Genomic DNA, 24303 nt, shown 5'->3' with positions numbered 1-24303 from the left:
ATGGAATTAAAATCCCACTTCACGTTCTCAAAACAGCAACGAAGTGGGATTTTGCTTTTGTTGCTACTTATTGTCACCTTACTGTGTTTGTTTTGGTTTGTAGATTTTTCTGAATCGGAAAGTTTTGATACGTCTTCGGAAGAAATCACTTCCATAAAAAAGGAAATTGATTCCCTTCGTCTAATTGAAATAGAGAAACGCAAACCAAAGAGGTCTGAGTTTAACCCTAATTTCATTACAGATTATTCTGGTTATGTTTTGGGCTTGACTAATGAAGAAATAGACAAGTTGCTTCAATATAGAAAAGAAGGCAAGTGGATAAATTCTGCCGCAGATTTTAAAAGAGTGACGGGAGTTTCTGATTCTTTATTAGCGGAAATAAGTCCTTATTTTAAATTTCCAGAATGGGTGAAAAATTCTGCTTCAAAAGTAAATGCTACTTCATTTAACCAAAATAAGGGTTTTGTAGCACGACCATTCAGTCAAAAAATAGATTTAAACCAAGCAACCGAAACGCAATTGCAACAGGTGAGCGGAATTGGAGAAGCACTAAGTAAGCGAATTGTTGCTTATCGTGAATCAATAGGTGGTTTTAGCGACGAAAAACAAATTTATGCTGTTTATGGTTTAAGTCCTGAAGTTGTAGAACGAACATTAAACATCTTCACTGTAAAAACACCAAAAGAGATAATTAAGATTAACGTTAACAATGCTTCGGCATCAGATATTGCGACTATTCCAGGAGTATCCTTTGAGTTGGCAAAAAAGATATGGGAATATCGAAGACTGCGTGAAAAAATTACGAAGGTGGAAGAACTAAATAAAATTGAAGGTATGAGCGAAAGAAAGTTACAGCTAATTCAGTTATATTTGTCTGCTGAGTAAGGCTTAGAAATGCTGCCACATCACTCTACATACAGTAAAAGTGTGTTTGTAGAACTTTGATTAGTGGGTGTCACTCAATTAATTTCAAACATAATAATTTCAAGATAAGATTTACAGATGAATTTACATTTTACAGAAGAACACAATTTTTTCAGAAAAAGTTTTCAAGATTTTCTTCAAAAAGAAGTAGTGCCTCACATTGAAAAGTGGGAAAAAACTGGCACCATAGACCGTTTTATATGGAAAAAATTTGGCGAAATGGGATACTTCGGAATTTATCAGCCTGATGAGTACGGCGGATTAGATCTTGATCTTTTCTATACGGTGATTTTCTTAGAAGAATTACAAAAAATAAACAGTGGTGGTTTTGCTGCAGCAATGTGGGCACACGCTTATCTTGCTATGACGCATCTTAAAAAAGAAGCTAATCACGAACAAAAAGAGAAATATTTAGCACCGAGTATTTCGGGTGATAAAATTGGCTGTCTGTGTATTACTGAACCATTTGGAGGAAGTGATGTTTCTGGAATGCGTACAACTGCGGTTAAGAAAGGAGATAAATATATAATCAACGGTTCTAAAACCTTTATCACAAATGGAATTTACAGCGATTACTTAGTAGTGGCCGCTAAAACGGCGCCAGAATTAGGTAACAAAGGAATTAGCATTTTTGTTATGGACCGTGATATAAAAGGTATTTCTGCAACAAAACTCGACAAATTAGGATGGAGAGCAAGTGATACAGGAGAAATAGCATTCGATAACGTTGAAATCCCAGCCTCAAGCTTAATGGGAGAAGAGAACATGGGGTTCCCATATATTATGCAACATTTCGCATTAGAAAGACTTATCATGGGGATTAATGCCCATGCACGTAGTGAGTTTGCATTAGATTACACCATTCAATATATGAAGGATAGATTTGCTTTTGGTAAGAGTATTTCGAAGTTTCAAGCACTACGTCATAGAGTTGCACAGCTAGCAAGTGAGGTGGAAGTTGCAAAAACATTTAACTACGTAACCGCACAACGTCTTAACGATGGAGAGTACGTTGTAAAAGAAGCTACAATGAGTAAGCTTATTTCAACTAAGGTAGCAGATGAGGTGATGACGGAATGTCTTCAGTTTTTAGGAGGATATGGTTATATGGAAGATTATCCATTGGCAAGATTACTTCGCGATAGTAGATTAGGACCTATTGGTGGTGGTACTTCTGAAATTCTAAGAGAAATTATTTCGAAGATGGTTATTGAAGGAGTGTCGTACAAACCAGCTACATAATCTAAGCTTTAACGTTGTGAACCACGAAAGAAGGCATTTAAAAACTGATTGAAATTGAATTATAAAACAATATTTACAATCATTTTTTAAATGTCTTTTTTATGAATTATCGAGCCTAGGCTTGTTCGGGTTTTATCAAATTGTAGATTTAAAGCTGATATTTAAATAGAATACCGCATAAATGCTGATGTAAAATGTTGAATATTCAAAGTTTAAAATTTTAATCTTTTCAAAATAATGAAACACTCTATTTTAAAGCATTTACTTATTGTAATCGTGATGGTTATATCTGCAACCACCTTTTCACAAACCAACTTAAATGGAAAGGTTGCAGATTTCTTAACGTTTCAACCAATTGAAAGTGCTAGTGTGTATATTAAAAATACTACCATTGGAACTATTTCTAACAGCGACGGTAATTTTGCCTTAAAAGTTCCTAAAGAACATTTAAACGATACTTTGGTGATATCATCAATAGGTTATAAAAGTTTTAATGTTGTAATTGAAAGCTTCGAAAATGGTTCTGATATTTTTCTTGAAGAAGATGTTGCTTCCCTAGATGAAGTTGTAATTGTTGCAGATCCAAGACCCACGACGGGGAACGGAATTGTGCAAAAGGCTATCGAAAAACTTGAAACTAACTTACCAGAACAAGCCTATCTTCAAAAGGGATTTTTACGTCACAAAGAGCGAAATAAAAAAGAATACAAGTGGCTAATTGAAAGTGCTATTACATTATACGACTCCAGTTATGCCGCTGGAGCAAAAGATTTTATAAAAATAAACGTAGATGAAACCAGAAAAAGCTATGATTTAAGAGATATCGATAGTCTTTTTACGTATTCCGCTTACTTAAAAAGTATAGGGTCTAATGCAGGTAATGTAAGCTTAAATTCTGTTAAGAAGTCAGCTTTGATTAATGCTATTAAATGGAATGATAGTCGTGTAAATGGATTAGAAAATCTATTTAAAGGAAAATTGAATCTATTGAGAAATAGTAATACATCAGGGGCCTTGTTAGGAAAAAATATGTTAGAAAATCATCAGTTTAACCTAGATACAATTTTAGTAGATAATGGCAGAAAAATTTACAAAATTGAAATTACAAATGGCAATGATTTCGTTGGTTTGAATACACCTAATATTTATAATGAAGGGTTTGAGCCAAAAGGGTGGATTTACATTTATTATGATAATTATGCGATTAAAAGAGTGGAATATGAGTTAACAGCAGCTTCGGATGTGCAAAAAAGAAGAAGCAAAAGTTTGTTTGATACTCAAACCATACATAAGTTAATTATGACTTATATGGAGTATAATGGAAAGATGTATCCAAACTATATTTATTATGAAACTCCAAAACTTGTAAATACAGGAGATAGGTCTTCCGATAGAGTTAAAACGGAAGCAGCCCCTGGTTTTGATAAAGGAGAACAATATTATTATACTGTTCAGGAAATTTTGTTTTCGGATATAATTCAAGATACCGAGCTTGTCCAAGAAGAATTACAGCAAAATGATTGGTCTGCCGATATATTTTCTAGCAAGCCCTACAATGAAACCTTTTGGAAAACGTATAACGTATTATTAGAAAGTAAAGAAGAAGAAAAGTTGATTTTAGATTTAAGCAAAAGAGCTTCATTGTATAAAAATTAATCTTGTCTTATTCAATTTCTAAACAATTCTGTCATTATTTGAAGGGTAAATTGCGATATTTTACTTGGGCTACTTTAGGTGTAAACTTCTTTTTTATAAAAAATCTTGTAAGTTTTTAATTATAAATCAAAACTTTTTTATATCTTTGCCGCCCTAAAGAGAGGAGGTGATGACACTATGTTAATTATACCAGTTAAAGACGGAGAAAATATCGACAGAGCACTGAAGCGTTTCAAGCGTAAGTTTGACCGTACAGGAACAATGCGCCAGTTGCGTGCAAGACAAGCTTTTACAAAGCCATCTGTTAAGAAAAGAGCGCAAATGCAAAAAGCGCAATACATCCAGAATCTTAGAGATCAGGAAGATATTTAGTATTCTTTTTGAATCTATATCATATAAATCCGTTGGAATTTTTTCCAACGGATTTTTTTATGATTAAAAATTATTAGTTTCTGCGGTAATTGAGTTATTTTGTAGAACTGCTGTTTTAGATAGCGATGAACGTCGACTTCTAACTTATATGTGCAGTTGGTTGTAACCTAAAAACTTGCAAATGTCTTTTTCTTCTTTTAAGGATTATTTAGAGCTTGAGAAAAAATATTCACCACATACGGTGGTAGCATACTTAAAAGACCTAGATGGATTTCGGCAATTTGCTTCAGAAGAGTTTCAGTACGAAAATATTTTAGATGTTAACTACTCAGTTATTCGTAGCTGGATAGTGTCATTGGTTGATGTTGGTATTTCAAATAGAACTGTAAACAGGAAAATATCTTCGCTTAAAACCTATTATAAATTTCTTTTAAAAACAGGGCAAATACAGGTTAGTCCGTTGGCGAAACACAAAGCATTAAAAACTTCAAAAAAAATACAAGTTCCATTTTCTGAAAATGAAATAGTAAATGTAATGGAATTGCTTCAAGACAACTATGATTTTGAGGGGTTGCGAGATCGTCTTGTAGTCGAGTTGTTTTATTCAACAGGTATAAGAAGGGCAGAGTTAATTAATATTAAAATTGACGGAATTTCTTTCGCCCAGAAAACGATTAAGGTATTGGGTAAGCGCAATAAGGAGCGGATAATTCCTTTGTTACCAGCAGTGGTTGACACTATTAAAGCTTATGTGTCTGTGCGGAATGAGCTTGAGGATATAGTAGATGATGAGTATTTGTTTCTCACGGCAAAAGGTTCGAAAGTGTATGAAACTCTTGTGTATCGCATTATTAATGCCTACTTTAGTAAGGCGTCTGAAAAAGTAAAAAAGAGTCCTCATATATTACGGCATTCATTTGCAACTCATCTTTTAAATGAAGGTGCTGATATAAATTCGGTTAAAGAGTTATTGGGGCATTCTAGTCTAGCATCTACTCAAGTTTATACTCAAAACAGTATCGCTAAATTGAAAGAGGTTTATAAAAACTCACATCCTCGTAATTAATTTTAAAAGGCATTTATGGTTTAAAACTACTTAGCAATTAATTAAAATTTTAGTGATATGAAAGTAAACGTACAAGCGCCAAATTTTACGGCGAAAGAAGAACTGTTGTTATTTGTTAAAAAAAGGTTGTCTAAGCTAGAACAATTTTATGATAAAATCGTGTTTGCAGATGTCTTTTTGAAGGTTCAAAAAACGAGTGAAAAAGAAAATAAAATAGTAGAGGTGTTACTAAGTGTGCCTGGAGATGATATAATGGTAAAAAAGGAAGCTAAAACTTTTGAAGCCGCTACTGACGAGGCTTCGCGAATCTTAGAAAGGCAATTAAAGAAACGCAAACAGAAGGAAAAATCATATTCATAGAATTTTTTTTAAAAAAAGTTTTGAAAAAGTTTTGTTTGAAACGAGAAGTTTATATACATTTGCACTCCGTTAGAAATAACGAGCTTTTTTACGAGTTAGAAAGCAACTCATAAAAAGATAAAAAAGCCGATGTAGCTCAGCTGGCTAGAGCAGCTGATTTGTAATCAGCAGGTCGTGGGTTCGAGTCCCTCCATCGGCTCTGAAATTTTGAAAAGTGAATCAGGAATTAGGCTGGGGTTTTAGAAATAGAACTTGGTTTAATTGGGGCGAGAAGTTTATCCTGAGCACAGTCGAAGGAAGTCCCTCCATCGGCTCAATAATTTAGAATTGTGTATTCGGGGTTATTGAAAACAAATAAGTAGGTTTTTAAATCTACAAGTTCATTAGAATTATTGAAAGTTTTAATTGTGAATTCTGTATTCTTATATTCATAATTGAAGAATTGGGGAGATACTCAAGCGGCCAACGAGGGCAGACTGTAAATCTGCTGACTACGTCTTCGCAGGTTCGAATCCTGCTCTCCCCACTACTATTTTTTATTTTCAATAAAAAATTGAAAATTTCAAACGTAAGAAGTAAAATTATGTTAGTTTTGCGCAAAGTTTGAAGTAGTTCATTTATAGATTGAATAATCTTTTGATTAGATTCTCTAAAAAGTTTCGGTTTCCTTCTCTGGATATGAAACAGTCTCGACGCTTGTCGGGAAGAGAATTTGCTCATAAAATGCGGGAGTAGCTCAGTTGGTAGAGCGTCAGCCTTCCAAGCTGAATGTCGCCGGTTCGAACCCGGTCTCCCGCTCTAAAATGGTTTCTAGTTTAGGGTTTATTGTTGTTTTTTAAAAATCAACATTGAACTTTAAACTTTTGAACTGTTTACCCTGAGCAGCGTTGAAGGGCTAGTTAAAAGGCCGATGTAGCTCAGGGGTAGAGCGTTTCCTTGGTAAGGAAGAGGTCATGGGTTCAATTCCCATCATTGGCTCAAGTTGCAAATACAATAGAACACTAATATATAACTAAGATTAAAATTAATACAAAATGGCAAAAGAAAAATTCGATCGGTCAAAACCACACTTAAATATTGGTACAATTGGACACGTAGATCACGGAAAAACAACTACGACTGCAGCTATTACTAAAGTTTTGGCTGATGCAGGTTTCTCTGCAGCAACATCATTTGATCAAATTGATAATGCGCCAGAAGAGAAAGAAAGAGGTATTACAATTAACTCTTCTCACGTAGAATATCAAACTGAAAAACGTCACTACGCACACGTTGACTGTCCTGGTCACGCGGATTACGTAAAGAACATGGTTACTGGTGCTGCTCAAATGGATGGCGCTATTCTTGTTGTTGCTGCTACTGATGGTCCTATGCCACAAACTCGTGAGCACATCCTTTTAGGTCGCCAGGTTGGTATTCCTAGAATTGTTGTATTCATGAACAAAGTTGACTTAGTTGATGATGAGGAATTACTTGAGCTTGTAGAAATGGAGATCAGAGATCTTTTAAGCTTCTACGAGTACGATGGTGATAATGGTCCTGTTGTTCAAGGTTCTGCTTTAGGTGCACTTAATGGTGAGCAAAAATGGGTAGATGCTCTTCTTAAATTAATGGAAGAAGTTGATAACTGGATTGAAGAGCCTGTTCGTGATAACGAAAAGCCTTTCTTGATGCCAATTGAAGATGTATTCTCTATTACTGGTCGTGGAACTGTTGCTACAGGTCGTATCGAAACTGGTATTGCTAAAACTGGAGATCCAGTTGAAATTATCGGTATGGGAGCTGAGAAATTAACTTCTACTATTACTGGTATTGAAATGTTCCGCCAAATCCTTGATAGAGGTGAGGCTGGAGATAACGCTGGTATCCTACTTAGAGGTATTGAGAAAACTCAAATCTCTAGAGGTATGGTAATCGTTAAGCCAGGGTCTGTAACTCCACACGCTAAGTTTAAAGCTGAGGTTTATATCCTTAAGAAAGAAGAAGGTGGACGTCACACTCCATTCCACAATAACTATCGTCCACAGTTCTACGTACGTACAACTGATGTAACTGGAACAATTACGCTTCCTGATGGTGTTGAAATGGTTATGCCTGGAGATAACTTAACAATTAATGTTGAGTTGTTACAACCAATCGCAATGAACGTAGGTCTTCGTTTCGCTATTCGTGAAGGTGGACGTACTGTAGGTGCAGGTCAGGTAACTGAAATTGTAGAATAATCATCTAATATATATAAGCTATAGGTGTCCTGAATTTAATTCGGGATACCTTGGCTTTTTTAACTAGGTAAGCTCTAAATGAGTTGACAAAAAATATTCAGAAGTTAGTTTTTAAACACTATAATCTGAATTGAATACGGGTTTAGCTCAGTTGGTAGAGCACTGGTCTCCAAAACCAGGTGTCGTGAGTTCGAGTCTCTCAACCCGTGCAAAATTCCTGCATAGTCTTCAAAGTAATATTACAGCTATAATAGGAAACTTCACCTCTCTGGAGGAATAATATTAATACGACAACAAAATGGTAAACTATATTACAGAATCGTATAAAGAACTTAAAAACCATGTAACCTGGCCAACTTGGGCAGAGGCTCAGAAGTTAACCGTAGTTGTTGCGGTTTTTTCTATTGTATTGGCCTTAGCGGTTTGGGGTGTAGATACCGTTTTCAGCAAAATGGTTGGTTTATATTTTGATTGGATCAAATCGTAAGAAATGACCGAAACAACAAAAACAAAAAAGTGGTATGTAGTCCGTTCAGTTAGTGGACAGGAAAACAAAATCAAATCGTATATCGATACTGAGATAAAACGATTAGAGCTTGAAGATTACATTGATCAGGTTCTCGTACCAACCGAAAAAGTTATTCAAATCCGTAACGGAAAGAAAGTAAATAAAGAACGTGTTTATTTTCCGGGTTACATCATGATAAAAGCGAATTTAGGTGGTGAAATTCCTCATATCATTAAATCTATTAATGGTGTTATTGGCTTTTTAGGTGAGGTTAAAGGAGGTGATCCTGTGCCGTTGAGGCAATCTGAAGTAAACAGAATGTTAGGGAAGGTTGATGAGCTTTCTGTTAAAGAGGATAGTGTAAACATTCCATATACTGTTGGAGAGACTGTAAAAGTTATAGATGGTCCTTTTAATGGATTTAATGGAACTGTTGAAAAAATAAATGAAGAAAAACGCAAACTTGAGGTAATGGTTAAGATTTTTGGAAGAAAAACACCATTAGAGTTAAGTTATATGCAAGTTGAAAAAGTTTAATTGTTACGCTTAATAGGTTCCTTCTAAGGCTTCCACTTTTGAAGAACCACACAAAAATTTAGAAATGGCAAAAGAAATTAGTAAAGTAGTTAAGTTGCAAGTTCGCGGAGGTGCTGCTAACCCATCACCACCAGTAGGACCTGCTCTTGGTGCTGCCGGTGTTAATATCATGGAGTTCTGTAAGCAATTTAATGCTAGAACTCAGGATAAGCAAGGAAAAGTATTGCCAGTAGCGATTACAGTTTTTAAAGACAAATCTTTTGATTTTGTTATTAAGACTCCACCCGCTGCAGTTCAAATACTTGAAGCTGCTAAAGCAAAAAAAGGCTCCGGTGAACCACATGCAAAAAAAGTAGCCACAATCTCTTGGGAACAAGTTAGAGCGATCGCGGAAGACAAAATGCCCGATCTTAACGCATTTACTGTTGAGTCTGCTATGAAAATGGTAGCTGGTACTGCACGTTCTATGGGAGTTAAAGTAAAAGGTGACGCACCTTTTTAATCTGAAAAAAGAATCTATAAATGGCACGATTAACAAAAAAGCAAAAGGAAGCCAAGCTTAAGGTAGAGGATAAGACCTATACTGTTGCCGAAGCTTCTGCTTTAATAAAAGAAATATCTAACGTAAAGTTTGATCCTTCAGTTGACCTTGCGGTACGTCTTAACGTGGATCCACGTAAAGCCAACCAAATGGTAAGAGGCGTTGTAACCCTTCCTCACGGAACTGGTAAAGACGTTAAAGTATTAGCATTAGTAACTCCAGATAAGGAAGCTGAAGCTAAAGAAGCTGGAGCAGACTACGTTGGTCTTGATGAGTACCTCGATAAAATTAAAGGAGGATGGACAGATGTTGACGTAATTGTAACTATGCCAAGTGTAATGGGTAAATTAGGTCCTTTAGGACGTGTATTAGGGCCTCGTGGTCTTATGCCAAACCCAAAGACTGGTACGGTAACTATGGACGTTGCTAAAGCAGTTTCTGATGTAAAAGCTGGTAAAATCGACTTTAAAGTTGATAAAACTGGTATCGTACACGCAGCAATAGGAAAAGCTTCTTTTGATGCTGAAAAAATTGCAGGAAACGCAAGAGAATTATTAACAACCCTCGTTAAACTAAAGCCACAAGCGGCAAAAGGTGTTTACATAAAGAGTATCTATATGTCTAGCACAATGAGTCCAAGTGTTGAGATTGACACAAAAAGGTTTACTGAGCAGTAAAAACTGGAAATTATGACTAGAGAAGAAAAATCACAAGTAATTGAAACGTTAACTGCGCAGTTGTCTGATAATGAAAATATCTATTTAGCAGATATTTCAGGCTTGAACGCAGGGACTACTACTAACTTACGTCGTGCTTGTTTTAAAGCAGGAGTTCAATTAGCAGTTGTTAAGAACACATTGCTTAAAAAAGCGATGGAGAGTTCAGATAAAGACTTTGGAAGTTTACCAGAAGTACTTAAAGGAAATACTTCTATTATGTTTTCTGAGACAGGTAATGCGCCTGCCAAAGTAATTAAAGAATTCAGAAAAAAATCTGATAGGCCTTTATTAAAAGGAGCTTATATCCAAGAGTCAATTTACGTTGGCGATGAACAATTGGATAGCTTAGCAGAGCTTAAATCTAAGGATGAGCTTATTGGAGAAGTTATTGGGTTATTACAATCTCCTGCTAAAAACGTTATTTCGGCTCTTAAGAGTGGAAGTACAACAATCGCAGGCCTTGTTAAGACCTTATCCGAAAGAGAAGGATAAAATAAACATTGCACTAATTAATTTATATAAACACAATTATTTTTAAAAACGATAGAAATGGCAGATTTGAAAGATTTCGCAGAACAATTGGTTAACCTAACAGTAAAAGAAGTTAATGAGTTAGCTACAATATTAAAAGACGAGTACGGTATTGAGCCTGCTGCTGCAGCTGTTGCTGTTGCTGCTGGTGGTGCTGCTGGTGGAGACGCTGCAGATGAGCAATCAGAATTTGATGTAATTCTTAAAGGTGCTGGTGCATCTAAGCTTGCAGTTGTAAAACTAGTTAAAGAATTAACTGGTGCTGGTCTTAAAGAAGCAAAAGAATTAGTTGATAACGCACCTTCTCCTATTAAAGAAGGAATTGCTAAAGATGAAGCTGAAGCATTAAAAGCGCAACTAGAAGAAGCTGGAGCAGAGGTTGAGCTTAAGTAAGCTTATTACGTTCCAAACCCTAAGGTTTAGGTCTTCCGTTCCCGTTATTATCGGGGTCGGAAAGGCCTAAACCATTTTGCGTATATAATGGTTAATGCCTTTTTTATACGTTTATTCAATATTATTTTAATTAAAATTCCGTCCATAGATGTCAGCAACGCAAACTGAAAGATTGAATTTTTCCTCTGTAAAAAATAAGCCGGATTATCCCGACTTTTTGGACATTCAGATAAAGTCCTTCCAGGATTTTTTCCAATTGGAAACCAAATCAGAAGAAAGAGGCCAAGAAGGATTATATAAAACCTTTTTGGAAAATTTCCCAATTACCGATACTCGCAACCAATTCGTTTTAGAGTTCTTAGACTATTTCGTGGATCCGCCAAGATATTCCATCCAGGAGTGTATTGAACGTGGTCTTACTTATAGCGTACCTTTAAAAGCAAGGTTAAAACTATACTGTACAGACGCAGAGCACGAAGACTTTGAAACTATTGTTCAGGATGTTTACTTAGGTACTATCCCTTACATGACTCCTAGCGGAACTTTCTGCGTTAACGGAGCTGAACGTGTTGTTGTTTCTCAACTTCACCGTTCTCCAGGGGTGTTCTTTGGTCAGTCTTTTCACGCCAACGGAACTAAATTATACTCTGCCAGAGTAATTCCTTTTAAAGGATCGTGGATTGAATTTGCCACAGATATTAACAGTGTGATGTACGCGTACATCGACCGTAAGAAAAAGTTACCTGTTACAACCCTTTTCAGAGCTATTGGTTTTGAAAGAGATAAGGATATTCTCGAAATTTTTGATCTTGCAGAAGAAGTTAAAGCTTCAAAAACAGGACTTAAAAAATATATTGGGCGTAAACTAGCAGCCCGTGTGCTAAAAACTTGGCACGAAGATTTCGTTGATGAAGATACTGGAGAAGTAGTTTCTATTGAACGTAACGAAATTATCTTGGACCGTGATACTGTTCTTGAAAAGGAACACATTGACGAAATTATAGATTCAGGAAGCAAAACTGTGCTTTTACACAAGGAAGAAAATCAGTTAGCCGACTACGCTATTATTCACAATACTTTACAAAAAGATCCTACTAACTCTGAAAAAGAAGCAGTAGAACATATATATAGACAACTTCGTAATGCTGAACCGCCAGATGAGGAAACTGCTCGTGGAATTATCCATAAGCTTTTCTTTAGCGACCAAAGATATAATCTTGGTGAGGTTGGACGTTATAGAATGAACAAAAAACTTGGTCTTGATATCGCAATGGATAAGCAGGTGCTTACAAAAGAAGATATCATTACTATCGTAAAATACTTAATCGAGCTTATAAACTCTAAAGCTGAGATTGATGATATTGACCACCTTAGTAACCGTCGTGTACGTACTGTAGGTGAGCAATTATCGCAACAGTTTGGTGTTGGTTTAGCTCGTATGGCGCGTACTATTCGCGAGCGTATGAACGTTCGTGATAACGAGGTGTTTACACCTATCGATTTGATTAATGCAAAGACATTGTCTTCTGTAATTAACTCATTTTTTGGTACAAACCAGCTTTCACAGTTTATGGACCAAACAAACCCACTTGCTGAGATTACGCATAAGCGTCGTCTATCTGCATTAGGGCCAGGAGGTTTATCACGTGAAAGGGCAGGTTTCGAGGTACGTGACGTTCACTATACACATTATGGTCGTCTTTGTCCTATTGAAACTCCTGAAGGACCAAACATTGGTCTTATTTCATCACTTTCGGTTTATGCAAAGGTTAATAACCTTGGGTTTATTGAAACTCCATACCGTAAAGTAAATGAAGGAAAAATAGATTTTAAAAATGAGCCAATCTACCTTTCTGCTGAAGAGGAAGAAGATATGCACATTGCACAGGCAAACATTCCGTTAAAAGACGATGGTGTTATCGATACCGATAAGGTTATTGCGCGAATGGAAGGTGATTTCCCACTGGTGGACCCTGTAACATTAAACTATGCCGATGTCGCACCTAACCAAATTGCATCTATTTCTGCATCTCTAATTCCATTTTTGGAGCATGATGATGCTAACCGTGCGTTGATGGGATCAAACATGATGCGTCAGGCTGTACCTTTATTAATTGCAGATTCTCCAATTGTTGGAACTGGTCTTGAAAGACAAGTTGCTTCTGATAGCCGTGTTTTAATTAACGCAGAAGGAGATGGTGTAGTAGAATACGTTGATGCAAACGAAGTTACTATTAAATACGACCGTACTGAAAACGAACGTATGGTAAGCTTTGATAATGATTCAAAAACATATCAACTAGTAAAATTTAGAAAGACAAACCAAGGAACTTCTATTAACCTTAAGCCAATTGTAAGCAAAGGGGATAGAGTTAAAAAAGGACAAGTTCTTTGCCAAGGTTATGCTACTGAAAAAGGAGAACTAGCGCTAGGGCGTAATATGAAGGTAGCCTTCATGCCTTGGAAAGGTTATAACTTTGAGGATGCAATTGTAATTTCTGAAAGAGTAGTACGTGAAGATATTTTCACATCTATTCATATCGACGAATACTCATTAGAAGTTCGAGATACTAAGTTAGGTAACGAAGAATTGACTAATGATATTCCAAACGTATCTGAAGAAGCTACTAAAGACTTGGATGAGTACGGAATGATTAGAATTGGTGCCGAGGTAAAACCAGGTGACATTCTTATCGGAAAAATTACTCCAAAAGGAGAAAGTGATCCAACTCCTGAAGAGAAACTTCTTCGCGCTATTTTTGGTGATAAAGCTGGGGATGTAAAAGATGCATCGTTAAAAGCTTCACCTTCACTAAACGGTGTAGTAATAGACAAGAAATTATTTGCTCGTGCTGTTAAAGATAAGCGTAAACGTGCAAAAGATAAAGAAGACATCGCTGAACTTGAAGCAAAATACGAAAGTAAATTCGTAGCCTTACAAGATAAGTTAGTTGAAAAACTATTCACAATCGTAGGAGGTAAAACTGCTCAAGGAATAAGCAATGATTTAGGTGAAATAGTATTCCCTAAAGGTAAAAAGTTTACATTAAAGATGCTTAACTCTGTTGACGATTACACCCACTTAACTGGAGGTACTTGGACAACCGATGATGAAACCAATGCGTTGGTTGCAGACTTAATGCACAACTATAAAATTAAGGAAAACGACCTTCAAGGTAACTTGCGTCGTGAAAAGTTCACTATCTCTGTAGGAGATGAGCTTCCTTCTGGAATTTTAAAACTAGCAAAAGTTTACATCGCTAAGAAGCGTAAACTTAAAGTTGGAGATAAAATGGCAGGACGTCACGGAAACAAGGGTATTGTTGCACGTATTGTACGTGAAGAAGACATGCCATTCCTAGAAGACGGAACTCCTGTAGATATTGTATTGAACCCACTTGGTGTACCATCTCGTATGAACATTGGGCAGATATACGAAACCGTTCTTGGATGGGCTGGTCAAAAATTAGGTCGCAAATTCGCAACTCCAATTTTTGATGGTGCAGTAATCGATCAGATAAATGAATATACTGATGAAGCTGGAATACCAAGATACGGGCATACTTACTTATTTGATGGTGGAACTGGTAAGCGTTTCGATCAACCTGCAACCGTAGGTGTGATTTATATGTTAAAACTAGGACACATGGTAGATGATAAGATGCACGCGCGTTCCATTGGACCATACTCACTTATTACGCAACAACCACTTGGTGGTAAAGCGCAATTTGGTGGTCAGCGTTTTGGAGAAATGGAGGTTTGGGCTCTAGAAGCATACGGTGCATCTAGTACGCTTAGAGAAATATTGACTGTTAAATCTGATGATGTTATTGGAAGGGCTAAAACCTACGAGGCAATCGTAAAAGGTGAAACTATGCCAGAACCAGGATTACCAGAATCGTTCAATGTACTTATGCACGAATTGAAAGGATTGGGTCTTGACATTAGATTAGAAGAATAAAGATAAACCCCTTTACAACTGTGAAGGGGAATCTTAAATTTCTTCCGAGGAATTAACCCCTCATTTAACAACAAAGTTTATTTTAAATCATGATGAACAGAAATAAAGAAAACACAGTACAGAAATTCGACAAGATTTCTATTGGTTTGGCCTCTCCTGAATCTATTTTGGCAGAATCACGTGGAGAAGTTCTAAAACCCGAAACAATAAACTACCGTACGCACAAGCCAGAGCGTGACGGACTTTTCTGTGAGCGTATTTTTGGTCCTGTAAAGGATTATGAGTGTGCCTGTGGTAAATATAAAAGAATTCGCTACAAAGGTATCGTTTGTGACCGTTGTGGTGTAGAAGTTACAGAGAAAAAAGTACGTCGTGACCGTGTTGGGCATATCAACTTAGTTGTTCCTGTTGCACACATTTGGTACTTCCGTAGTCTTCCTAACAAAATTGGTTACCTTCTTGGATTACCATCTAAGAAACTGGATATGATTATTTACTACGAACGTTATGTGGTAATTCAACCAGGGGTAGCTAAATATGAAAGTGGAGAAGATGTTAAGAAACTAGATTTCCTTACAGAAGAAGAGTATCTTGATATTTTAGAAACAATTCCACAAGACAATCAGTATCTAGAAGATACAGATCCAAACAAATTTATTGCGAAGATGGGAGCAGAGTGCTTAATCGATCTTTTGCAAAGAATTGACTTGGACACTTTATCATACGATTTGCGTCATAAAGCGAACAACGAAACTTCTAAACAACGTAAAACAGAAGCTTTAAAGCGTCTTCAAGTTGTAGAAGCACTACGTGATGCTAATAAAAATCGCGATAACAAAGCCGAATGGATGATTATGAAAGTAGTTCCGGTAATTCCACCAGAACTTCGTCCATTAGTACCACTTGATGGTGGTCGTTTTGCGACTTCAGATTTAAATGATTTATATCGTCGTGTAATTATTCGCAACAACCGTTTGAAGCGATTAATGGAGATTAAAGCTCCAGAGGTGATTTTGCGTAACGAAAAGCGTATGCTTCAAGAAGCGGTAGATTCATTACTTGATAACACTCGTAAATCTTCTGCTGTAAAAACAGATAGTAATCGTCCGCTTAAATCCCTTTCAGATTCATTGAAAGGTAAGCAAGGTCGTTTCCGTCAAAACCTTCTTGGTAAGCGTGTAGATTATTCAGCGCGTTCGGTAATTGTTGTAGGACCAGAACTTAAATTATTTGAGTGTGGTATCCCTAAAGATATGGCTGCCGAGCTTTACAAGCCTTTTGTAATTCGTAAACTTATTGAAAGAGGAATTGTTAAAACTGTAAAATCTGCAAAGAAAATTATAGATAAAAAAGAGCCTGTAGTTTGGGACATCCTTGAGAATGTATTAAAAGGACATCCAGTAATGCTTAACCGTGCTCCTACTTTGCACAGGCTAGGTATTCAAGCTTTCCAGCCTAAATTGATAGAAGGTAAAGCAATACAACTACACCCATTAGTGTGTACTGCATTTAACGCGGATTTCGATGGTGACCAGATGGCTGTTCACTTACCACTTGGGCCAGAGGCAATTTTAGAATGTCAGTTATTGATGCTTGCATCTCACAACATTCTTAACCCTGCAAATGGTTCGCCAGTTGCTGTACCATCTCAGGATATGGTATTAGGTCTTTATTATATGACCAAACTAAGAAAATCTACTGAAGATGTTAAAGTAAAAGGAGAAGGTCTTACTTTCTACTCGGCTGAAGAAGCAATTATTGCTTACAACGAAGGGCAGGTAGATTTGAACGCCGAAATCAAAATTAGAACTAAAGATTTCAACGAAAATGGTGAGTTAACAATGCAAATTATCACTACCACTTTAGGTAGAGTAATCTTTAATGAAAAGGTTCCTGCTGAAGCTGGTTTTGTTAACGAAGTATTGACTAAAAAATCTCTTCGAGATATTATCGGAAAAATCTTAAAAGTTACTTCAGTACCAGTTACTGCAGACTTCCTAGATGAGATTAAAACTTTAGGATATAAATTCGCTTTTGAAGGCGGACTTTCATTCAGCTTAGGTGATATTATTATCCCTGCTGAAAAACAAAGTATGATTGATAATGCAAACTCACAAGTTGACGGTATTATCAATAGTTATAACATGGGTCTTATTACCAATAACGAACGTTACAACCAAGTTATTGATATTTGGACTGCAACTAACGCAGAGCTTACCGAGCTATCTATGAAGCGTATTCGCGAAGATCAGCAAGGATTTAACTCGGTGTATATGATGCTTGATTCTGGTGCGAGGGGTTCTAAAGAACAGATCCGTCAGTTAACAGGTATGCGTGGATTGATGGCAAAACCTAAGAAATCGAACTCAGGTGGAGGTGAAATTATTGAAAACCCAATTCTTTCTAACTTTAAGGAGGGTCTTTCAATTCTTGAATACTTTATTTCTACTCACGGTGCTCGTAAAGGTCTTGCAGATACCGCACTTAAAACGGCAGATGCTGGTTATTTAACACGTCGTCTAGTTGATGTTTCACAAGACGTTATTGTTAATGAAGAAGACTGTGGTACATTACGTGGTATTGAAGTTTCAGCATTAAAGAAAAACGAAGAGGTTGTTGAGACTTTAGGAGCTAGAATTGTTGGACGTACTGCGCTTAACGACGTTATTCACCCACTAACTAAAGAAGTATTAGTAAGTGCTGGAGAACACATTTATGAAGAAATAGCAGATGCTATTGAGGCGTCACCACTCGATGGTGTAGAAGTTCGCTCTGCATTAACCTGTGAAGCTAAACGAGGAATATGTGCACAGTGTTACGGTCGAAACCTAGCAACCAATAAAATGGTACAACGCGGTGAGGCAGTTGGTGTTGTAGCAGCTCAATCAATTGGAGAGCCTGGAACTCAGCTTACACTTCGTACTTTCCACGTGGGAGGTATTGCAGGTAACATTTCTGAACAAAATAATTTAACTGTTAAATTTGATGGGAAGGCTGAGATTGAAGATCTTAAAACTGTTAAAGGTGAAGATAATCAAGGAAATCCTATAGACATTGTTATTTCTCGTACTTCAGAATTGAAGTTAGTAGATAAGCAAACAGGAATTACACTTAGTACAAATAACATTCCTTACGGATCAACAATACTTGTTAAGAATGGTGATTCAGTAAAAGCAGGAGATGTAATCTGTACTTGGGATCCATATAACGGTGTAATTATTTCAGAATTTGCTGGAAAAATTAAATACGAAAACATCGTACAAGGTGTAACGTATCAAGTTGAGATTGATGAGCAAACAGGATTCCAAGAAAAAGTAATTTCTGAATCAAGAGATAAAAAACGTATTCCAACCCTACAAATTCTAGGGAAGAAAGACGAAGTTATCCGTTCTTATAACTTACCAGTTGGTGCACATATTATGGTGGACGACAACGAGAAGATTAAAGTAGGAAAGGTACTTGTTAAGATTCCACGTAAATCTGCAAAATCTGGGGATATTACAGGAGGTCTTCCACGTGTTACCGAGCTTTTTGAAGCACGTAACCCTTCAAATCCAGCTGTAGTTAGCGAAATTGACGGTGTGGTATCATTTGGTAAAATTAAACGTGGTAACCGCGAGATTATCGTTGAGTCTAAGTTAGGTGAATTGAAAAAGTATTTGGTGAAATTATCAAGCCAAATTCTAGTTCAAGAAAACGATTACGTTCGTGCAGGTATGCCATTATCTGATGGTTCTATTACTCCAGAAGATATTCTACGTATTAAAGGCCCATCTGCGGTACAGCAATATCTTGTGAACGAAGTTCAAGAGGTATACCGTCTGCAAGGGGTGAAGATTAACGACAAGCACTTTGAGGTTGTTGTTCGTCAAATGATGCGTAAGGTGAGAATTGAAGATCCAGGAGATACTACTTTCCTTGAGAATCAATTAGCTCATAAAGATGACTTTATCGAAGAAAACGATAAGTTATTCGGAATGAAAGTGGTTACAAACTCAGGTGATTCTGAAAACTTGAAAGAAGGACAAATTCTTTCTCCTCGTGCCCTTCGTGATGAAAACTCTTTATTGAGAAGAAATGATAAAGAGCTTGTAGAGGCTCGTGATGTTGTTACTGCAACTGCTACTCCTGTGCTTCAAGGTATTACGAGAGCATCGTTACAGACTAAGTCGTTCATCTCTGCAGCTTCCTTCCAGGAAACTACTAAAGTGTTAAACGAAGCAGCTGTTGCTGGTAAGGTTGATACCTTAGAAGGCTTGAAAGAGAACGTTATTGTAGGTCATAAAATACCAGCTGGTACAGGTATGCGTAGATATGATACTATAATAGTGGGATCGAAACAAGAATTGGAAGAAATGAATAAGGCTAAAGAAGAAGTTAACTATAACTAATTTTTATATAAAGGTGCGTTTTTAGAAACGCACCTTTTATATTTTAGGTTTTTATTCATCAAATAATATATAATAAAACAGCAAATTTTTAGCAATGTCAGATCAAAAGAAACAAACTAAACAAGGCCAGATAAATATTGAGTTAGACGAAAGTGTAGCTCAAGGTATATACAGCAATTTAGCTATTATTAATCATTCTGTTTCTGAATTTGTGGTTGATTTTGTTACTATAATGCCAGGCGTTCCTAAGAGTAAAGTGAAGTCTAGAATTATCTTGACACCACAACACGCTAAGCGATTTTTGAAGGCATTAAACGATAATGTTAAACGATTTGAACAAGCCCACGGCGAAATCAAAGATTATGAGCAACCGCCTATGCCTTTGAACTTTGGCCCAACAGGCGAAGCATAAAAAAAAGCCCCAATTATTGGGGCTTTTTTTATGCTTTAATTTTTAACAAACTAAATCTGTGTTTCTACTTAAAATAAGGGTATCGTATATTTTTACGTATTAAGCTTTTCAAGGCTTTTTATTGGCTTTCTCAAACTCACTTACAAAATGTAATTTCACATTTGGATATTTAGATTGGGTCATTTGTAGCGTAAATGCTGAATCGGCAAAGAATACTAGTTGACCGCGTTTATCCTTTGCTAAAAATTTAGATTTAACTCTTTTAAAATCGGCAAATTCAGCGCTTTTTGGATCTTGGGCTTCTACCCAACAAGCTTTATGAACATTCAAGTTTTCATAAGAACAACTTGCACCATATTCATGTTCAAGTCTGTATTGAATAACCTCAAACTGAAGTGCACCAACAGTTCCTATTACTTTACGTCCGTTTAATTCAAGGGTAAATAATTGAGCAACACCTTCGTCCATTAATTGGTCAATACCCTTTTCAAGTTGCTTGCTCTTCATGGGATCGGCATTGTTGATATATTTAAAGTGTTCTGGTGAAAAGCTAGGAATTCCTTTATAGAGCATTTCTTCACCTTCAGTAAGCGTATCGCCAATTTTAAAATTACCAGTATCATGTAGACCAACTATATCACCAGGGTAGGAGATATCTACTATTTGTTTCTTTTCAGCAAAGAAAGCATTTGGACTACTAAATTTCATTTTTTTACCATTGCGAACGTGTAGATAAGGTGAGTTTCGCTCGAAAGTTCCAGATACAATTTTCACGAAAGCCAATCTATCGCGATGTTTGGGGTCCATATTGGCGTGAATTTTAAATACAAAACCTGAAAAATCTTTTTCATCTGGATGTACTAGTCGTGTATTACTTTCTTTCGGGCGTGGAGTAGGAGCAATTTCAATAAAACAATCTAGCAATTCACGTACACCAAAATTATTTAATGCAGATCCAAAAAATACAGGTTGTAACTCTCCATCTAGATACTCTTGCCCGTCAAAATCCGGATACACTTCTTGTACTAGCTCAATCTCTTCACGAAGAGTCTCAGCTGCTTTCTCACCAACTAAATTGTCTAGTTCAGAACTATTTAAGTCTTCTATTTCAATCGTTTCCTCTATATTTTTTCTACTATCACCACTAAAGAGGTTTATATTTTTTTCCCAAACATTATAAATTCCTTTAAAGTCATAACCCATCCCAATTGGGAAACTAAGAGGCGTAACACGTAACTGCAGTTTTTGTTCAATTTCATCTAACAAATCAAAAGCATCTCTACCTTCTCTATCCAGTTTATTTACGAATACGATCATTGGAATATTTCGCATTCTACATACTTCTACAAGCTTTTCAGTTTGTTCCTCTACACCTTTTGCAACGTCTATAACAACAATTACGCTATCCACGGCGGTAAGGGTTCTAAATGTATCTTCAGCAAAATCCTTGTGTCCTGGAGTATCGAGAATATTAATCTTTATACCTTCATATTCAAATGCCAAAACAGAAGTTGCAACAGAAATACCACGCTGTCGTTCTATTTCCATAAAGTCACTTGTAGCACCTTTTTTTATCTTGTTGTTTTTTACTGCTCCAGCTTCATTAATAGCTCCACCAAAGAGTAGCAGTTTTTCTGTAAGTGTAGTTTTACCGGCATCGGGATGCGCAATAATACCGAAAGTTCTTCGGCGTTTAATTTCTTTTGTTAAAGACATAATTGAATTTCGAATAAGATGCAAAGATAAAGTTTGTTATCGAAGTTATAAACGGATGAGATGGTAAAAGTATATTATAATTTTTTTTTGATGTGTAAATTGTTTTTAGACCAACCTTTAATGTTGTGAAAAAATTATTTTATTCGATATCACTCTTCATTTTGTAACGAATATAATCGGTCTCCTGGTTCGGGTAAAGATAACTTTACACATTAAAATTTTACGTTCTACTATACTTTACTTTATAAAAAGTACTAAAAAGTATTAAAATAATTTATATTAATTTGATATAAGAAACAAGAGTTAGTTATCTGTAAATCAGGATATTGTATTTTTTTATTTTAACAGTTTAAACAATTAATTTATAAAAATTTTAAGATATACGTGTTAGTACGTATATGATATTGTTAAAAATTATACTACGTTTGTTCTATAGTTAAATTAATTTTCTGTTACTATAAACAACTAAATTACTTTAACTTGTCTATCCCCGAATGTCAATATCAAGAATTCCTCACTTAAATCTTGATGACAATTAAAAATTAAAAGTTTAAGACCGTTTCCCCGAAAGTCTTTATATAATAGAAATATTTAATTTCAAAAAGCTGTTTTCCCTCAAAGGCTTTTTATGTTATATAAAAATTAATTACAACATAAGACACTCGTCCCCATTAGTCTTATTTATAGATTTTTAGAACATTAAGTTCAGTTTACTATCCCCAAAAAAGAATATTGTAACTATTGCGCTATGAGCATGATTCATATACAGATTTTTATTTCACATTACTGCCTAGGCTTGATTGTTTTGGCAGGTTTTCAATTTCAACTAATCAATTAAAAACTATATTATGATTAAAATAATTACTAATTTATTTACTTCTGATAAGAGGTTTTTAATAGGTCTTTTTTTGATTCTTTCATTTAGTTTCAGTTATGGGCAAGAGGTTAACAAACCAAGAGTTGGCTCAAGTCCTGATAAAAGTTTACTAATTAAAGGAGGGCAACAAGAAGGGCCAGGAACTGGAAATAGTATTGAGGTGCCTAACGATGATGCTACATATGGTTCTACACCAACAGAATTGGTTCAAAATATCTTGTCATCTACGTGTTTGACAATTGAAAATGTAAGGTTTGGATATTATAGAAAAGACAATGGAAATTGGAAAAATAACTTTGGTACTTCAACATTAGATCGGCAATTTGGATATTTTAATGAAGGTAATGCAGTAAATTTTGGAATTGAAGAAGGCTTGTTGCTTTCAACGGGTAAGATTAAAAATGCTAGAGGACCTAGTGCTTCAGGTGGTTATTCTGATGAAATGAATGGTAATGCAGGTGACCCAGATTTGGCAATTATTACTGGGCGTACCATGTTTGATGCTGCTATACTTGAAATTGACTTCACACCTATTGGAACAAAAATTGAGTTTCAATTCGTGTTTGCATCAGATGAATATTTAGAATATTGTGGGACTGTATATGAGGATGCATTTGGATTCTTTTTAAGCGGTCCAGGTATTGCTGGTGGGCAAGGATATCAAAATGATGCTGTTAATCTTGCATTAGTACCTGGTACTAATGATGAAATTACAATTAATACAATACATCCATATGTTGCGTCCAATATTAACGGTAATTCAGTGGCAGCTACAAATCCAGCTTATTATGCTAATAATAATATAAATGTTTCCACTGAATTTGATGGTGGAACTGTAGTATTGACAGCTGAATATAGCGGTCTTACTTCTGGACAGCAATATAAAATGAAAATGGCTATTGCTGATGCATCCGATCAGAAATGGGATGCAGGAGTATTTCTGAAAGCGAGAAGTTTTACTTCAAATGCATTGGTGGTTAATGACCCTGCACCACTTTGTTTAGGGGTGACAACAGCAGATATTACTGCTCCTGCTGTTACAGCAGGAAGTACTATCCCAGGACCATATACGTATTGGCAAGATGAGGCTGCCACAATTACATACTCTACTCCAACTATGGCACCCGTTGGAACTTATTATATTAAAGCAGTTGATAGCAATAGTGGCTGTGAAATTATTAAACCAGTTACGGTATCAAATTCTGATTTAGATTCTAGTTACACCAAACAAAATATAACTTGTTTTGGTGATTCGAATGGTTCTATTGACTTATCTGTCACTGGTGGAACGGGTTCATACACATATTCTTGGACAACAAATGACGGAAGTGGATTAAACCCATCTTCTCAAGACCAATCAGGTTTAACCGCTGGTACTTATAAAGTTACCATAGATGATGGTAATTGTTCTATTGAAGATACTATAGTAATAGAAGAAGCAAATCCAATAACAGCAACTGCCACAAACAATGGACCTGTTTGCTCTACTACAACTTCAATATCACTAGATGAGACAGGAGGGGATGCAGAAAGTTGGTCATGGAGTAGTGATGGCGGAGCAGTGTTTAGTAATGCCACTATAAAAAATCCAACTGTTACAAATTTTGTAGATGGTGAAACTTTTACGGTAATTATTACTGATGGTAATGGTTGTACAAAATCAGCTACTACAACTATTGAGGTTAATGAAACACCAGCTACACCAACTGCTAGTGTAATTCAACCAACCTGTGCGGTACCTTCAGGTACAATTTCAATTACTTCACCATTAGGATCAGGATTTGAATACAGTATAAATGGTACGGATTATCAGGCATCAGTAGATTTTAATGACTTAACCTCCGGTACATATAGTGTAACGGCTCGTAATACTTC

General features: G+C 36.0%; 18 protein-coding genes and 5 tRNA genes. 22 read left to right on the top strand and 1 reads right to left on the bottom strand.

Going from position 1 to position 24303, the window contains the following annotated elements:
* From RT250_RS12400 to RT250_RS12300, 21 genes are all read left to right on the top strand, one after another.
* Positions 1–885, top strand: a complete 885-nt coding sequence (locus RT250_RS12400; protein ID WP_313115115.1) for a ComEA family DNA-binding protein — start codon at positions 1–3, stop codon at positions 883–885.
* A gap of 117 nt (positions 886–1002) precedes the next feature.
* Positions 1003–2166, top strand: a complete 1164-nt coding sequence (locus RT250_RS12395; protein WP_313115114.1) for an acyl-CoA dehydrogenase family protein — start codon at positions 1003–1005, stop codon at positions 2164–2166.
* A 237-nt stretch (positions 2167–2403) separates the two neighbouring features.
* Entirely contained in the window at positions 2404–3822 is a 1419-nt protein-coding gene (locus RT250_RS12390) for a carboxypeptidase-like regulatory domain-containing protein (RefSeq protein WP_313115112.1), read from the top strand.
* Positions 3823–3999: 177 nt separating this feature from the next.
* Positions 4000–4194, top strand: a complete 195-nt coding sequence (gene rpsU / locus RT250_RS12385; protein ID WP_139856220.1) for a 30S ribosomal protein S21 — start codon at positions 4000–4002, stop codon at positions 4192–4194.
* A 181-nt stretch (positions 4195–4375) separates the two neighbouring features.
* On the top strand, positions 4376–5260 hold the full coding sequence (locus RT250_RS12380) for a tyrosine-type recombinase/integrase (protein WP_313115110.1): 885 nt from the start codon (positions 4376–4378) through the stop codon (positions 5258–5260).
* A 57-nt stretch (positions 5261–5317) separates the two neighbouring features.
* On the top strand, positions 5318–5620 hold the full coding sequence (hpf, locus tag RT250_RS12375; RefSeq protein WP_313115109.1) for a ribosome hibernation-promoting factor, HPF/YfiA family: 303 nt from the start codon (positions 5318–5320) through the stop codon (positions 5618–5620).
* A gap of 125 nt (positions 5621–5745) precedes the next feature.
* Positions 5746–5819, top strand: a tRNA-Thr gene (locus RT250_RS12370).
* A gap of 245 nt (positions 5820–6064) precedes the next feature.
* Positions 6065–6146: transfer RNA gene (locus RT250_RS12365), tRNA-Tyr, on the top strand.
* Positions 6147–6345: 199 nt separating this feature from the next.
* Positions 6346–6418: transfer RNA gene (locus RT250_RS12360), tRNA-Gly, on the top strand.
* 108 nt (positions 6419–6526) lie between these two features.
* Positions 6527–6598 (top strand) — tRNA-Thr (locus RT250_RS12355).
* Between the two features lie 56 nt (positions 6599–6654).
* A complete protein-coding gene (tuf, locus tag RT250_RS12350) occupies positions 6655–7842 on the top strand; it encodes an elongation factor Tu (RefSeq protein WP_313115108.1) in 1188 nt (395 codons plus the stop codon).
* A 136-nt stretch (positions 7843–7978) separates the two neighbouring features.
* Positions 7979–8051 (top strand) — tRNA-Trp (locus tag RT250_RS12345).
* An 89-nt stretch (positions 8052–8140) separates the two neighbouring features.
* Positions 8141–8329, top strand: a complete 189-nt coding sequence (gene secE, locus RT250_RS12340; RefSeq protein WP_139856216.1) for a preprotein translocase subunit SecE — start codon at positions 8141–8143, stop codon at positions 8327–8329.
* A 3-nt stretch (positions 8330–8332) separates the two neighbouring features.
* On the top strand, positions 8333–8887 hold the full coding sequence (gene nusG / locus RT250_RS12335) for a transcription termination/antitermination protein NusG (RefSeq protein ID WP_139856215.1): 555 nt from the start codon (positions 8333–8335) through the stop codon (positions 8885–8887).
* A 64-nt stretch (positions 8888–8951) separates the two neighbouring features.
* Positions 8952–9389: a 50S ribosomal protein L11 gene (rplK, locus tag RT250_RS12330; RefSeq protein WP_313115104.1), complete on the top strand. Its 438-nt coding sequence runs from the start codon at positions 8952–8954 to the stop codon at positions 9387–9389.
* 20 nt (positions 9390–9409) lie between these two features.
* A complete protein-coding gene (gene rplA, locus RT250_RS12325; RefSeq protein WP_313115102.1) occupies positions 9410–10105 on the top strand; it encodes a 50S ribosomal protein L1 in 696 nt (231 codons plus the stop codon).
* A 12-nt stretch (positions 10106–10117) separates the two neighbouring features.
* Positions 10118–10639, top strand: a complete 522-nt coding sequence (rplJ, locus tag RT250_RS12320) for a 50S ribosomal protein L10 (protein WP_313115100.1) — start codon at positions 10118–10120, stop codon at positions 10637–10639.
* Between the two features lie 57 nt (positions 10640–10696).
* Positions 10697–11071, top strand: coding sequence for a 50S ribosomal protein L7/L12 (rplL, locus tag RT250_RS12315; protein ID WP_313115099.1), 375 nt, complete (start codon positions 10697–10699; stop codon positions 11069–11071).
* 148 nt (positions 11072–11219) lie between these two features.
* Entirely contained in the window at positions 11220–15032 is a 3813-nt protein-coding gene (rpoB, locus tag RT250_RS12310) for a DNA-directed RNA polymerase subunit beta (protein ID WP_313115097.1), read from the top strand.
* A 92-nt stretch (positions 15033–15124) separates the two neighbouring features.
* Positions 15125–19423, top strand: a complete 4299-nt coding sequence (gene rpoC, locus RT250_RS12305) for a DNA-directed RNA polymerase subunit beta' (protein WP_313115165.1) — start codon at positions 15125–15127, stop codon at positions 19421–19423.
* A 94-nt stretch (positions 19424–19517) separates the two neighbouring features.
* Positions 19518–19835: a DUF3467 domain-containing protein gene (locus tag RT250_RS12300; RefSeq protein ID WP_313115096.1), complete on the top strand. Its 318-nt coding sequence runs from the start codon at positions 19518–19520 to the stop codon at positions 19833–19835.
* A 108-nt stretch (positions 19836–19943) separates the two neighbouring features.
* On the opposite strand, the gene RT250_RS12295 is transcribed toward RT250_RS12300, so the two are convergent.
* Positions 19944–21551 carry a peptide chain release factor 3 gene (locus tag RT250_RS12295; RefSeq protein WP_313115094.1) on the bottom strand — a complete coding sequence of 536 codons (1608 nt, stop codon included), beginning with the start codon at positions 21549–21551 and terminating at the stop codon, positions 19944–19946.
* 848 nt (positions 21552–22399) lie between these two features.
* Between RT250_RS12295 and RT250_RS12290 the strand changes: the two genes are divergently transcribed.
* A partial coding sequence (locus RT250_RS12290) for a choice-of-anchor L domain-containing protein (protein ID WP_313115093.1) occupies positions 22400–24303 on the top strand: 1904 nt, incomplete at its 3' end.

Source organism: Aequorivita sediminis, assembly GCF_032080575.2.
GTDB classification, from domain to species: Bacteria; Bacteroidota; Bacteroidia; order Flavobacteriales; family Flavobacteriaceae; genus Aequorivita; species Aequorivita sediminis.
This window is presented reverse-complemented; position numbering and strand designations above follow the sequence as displayed.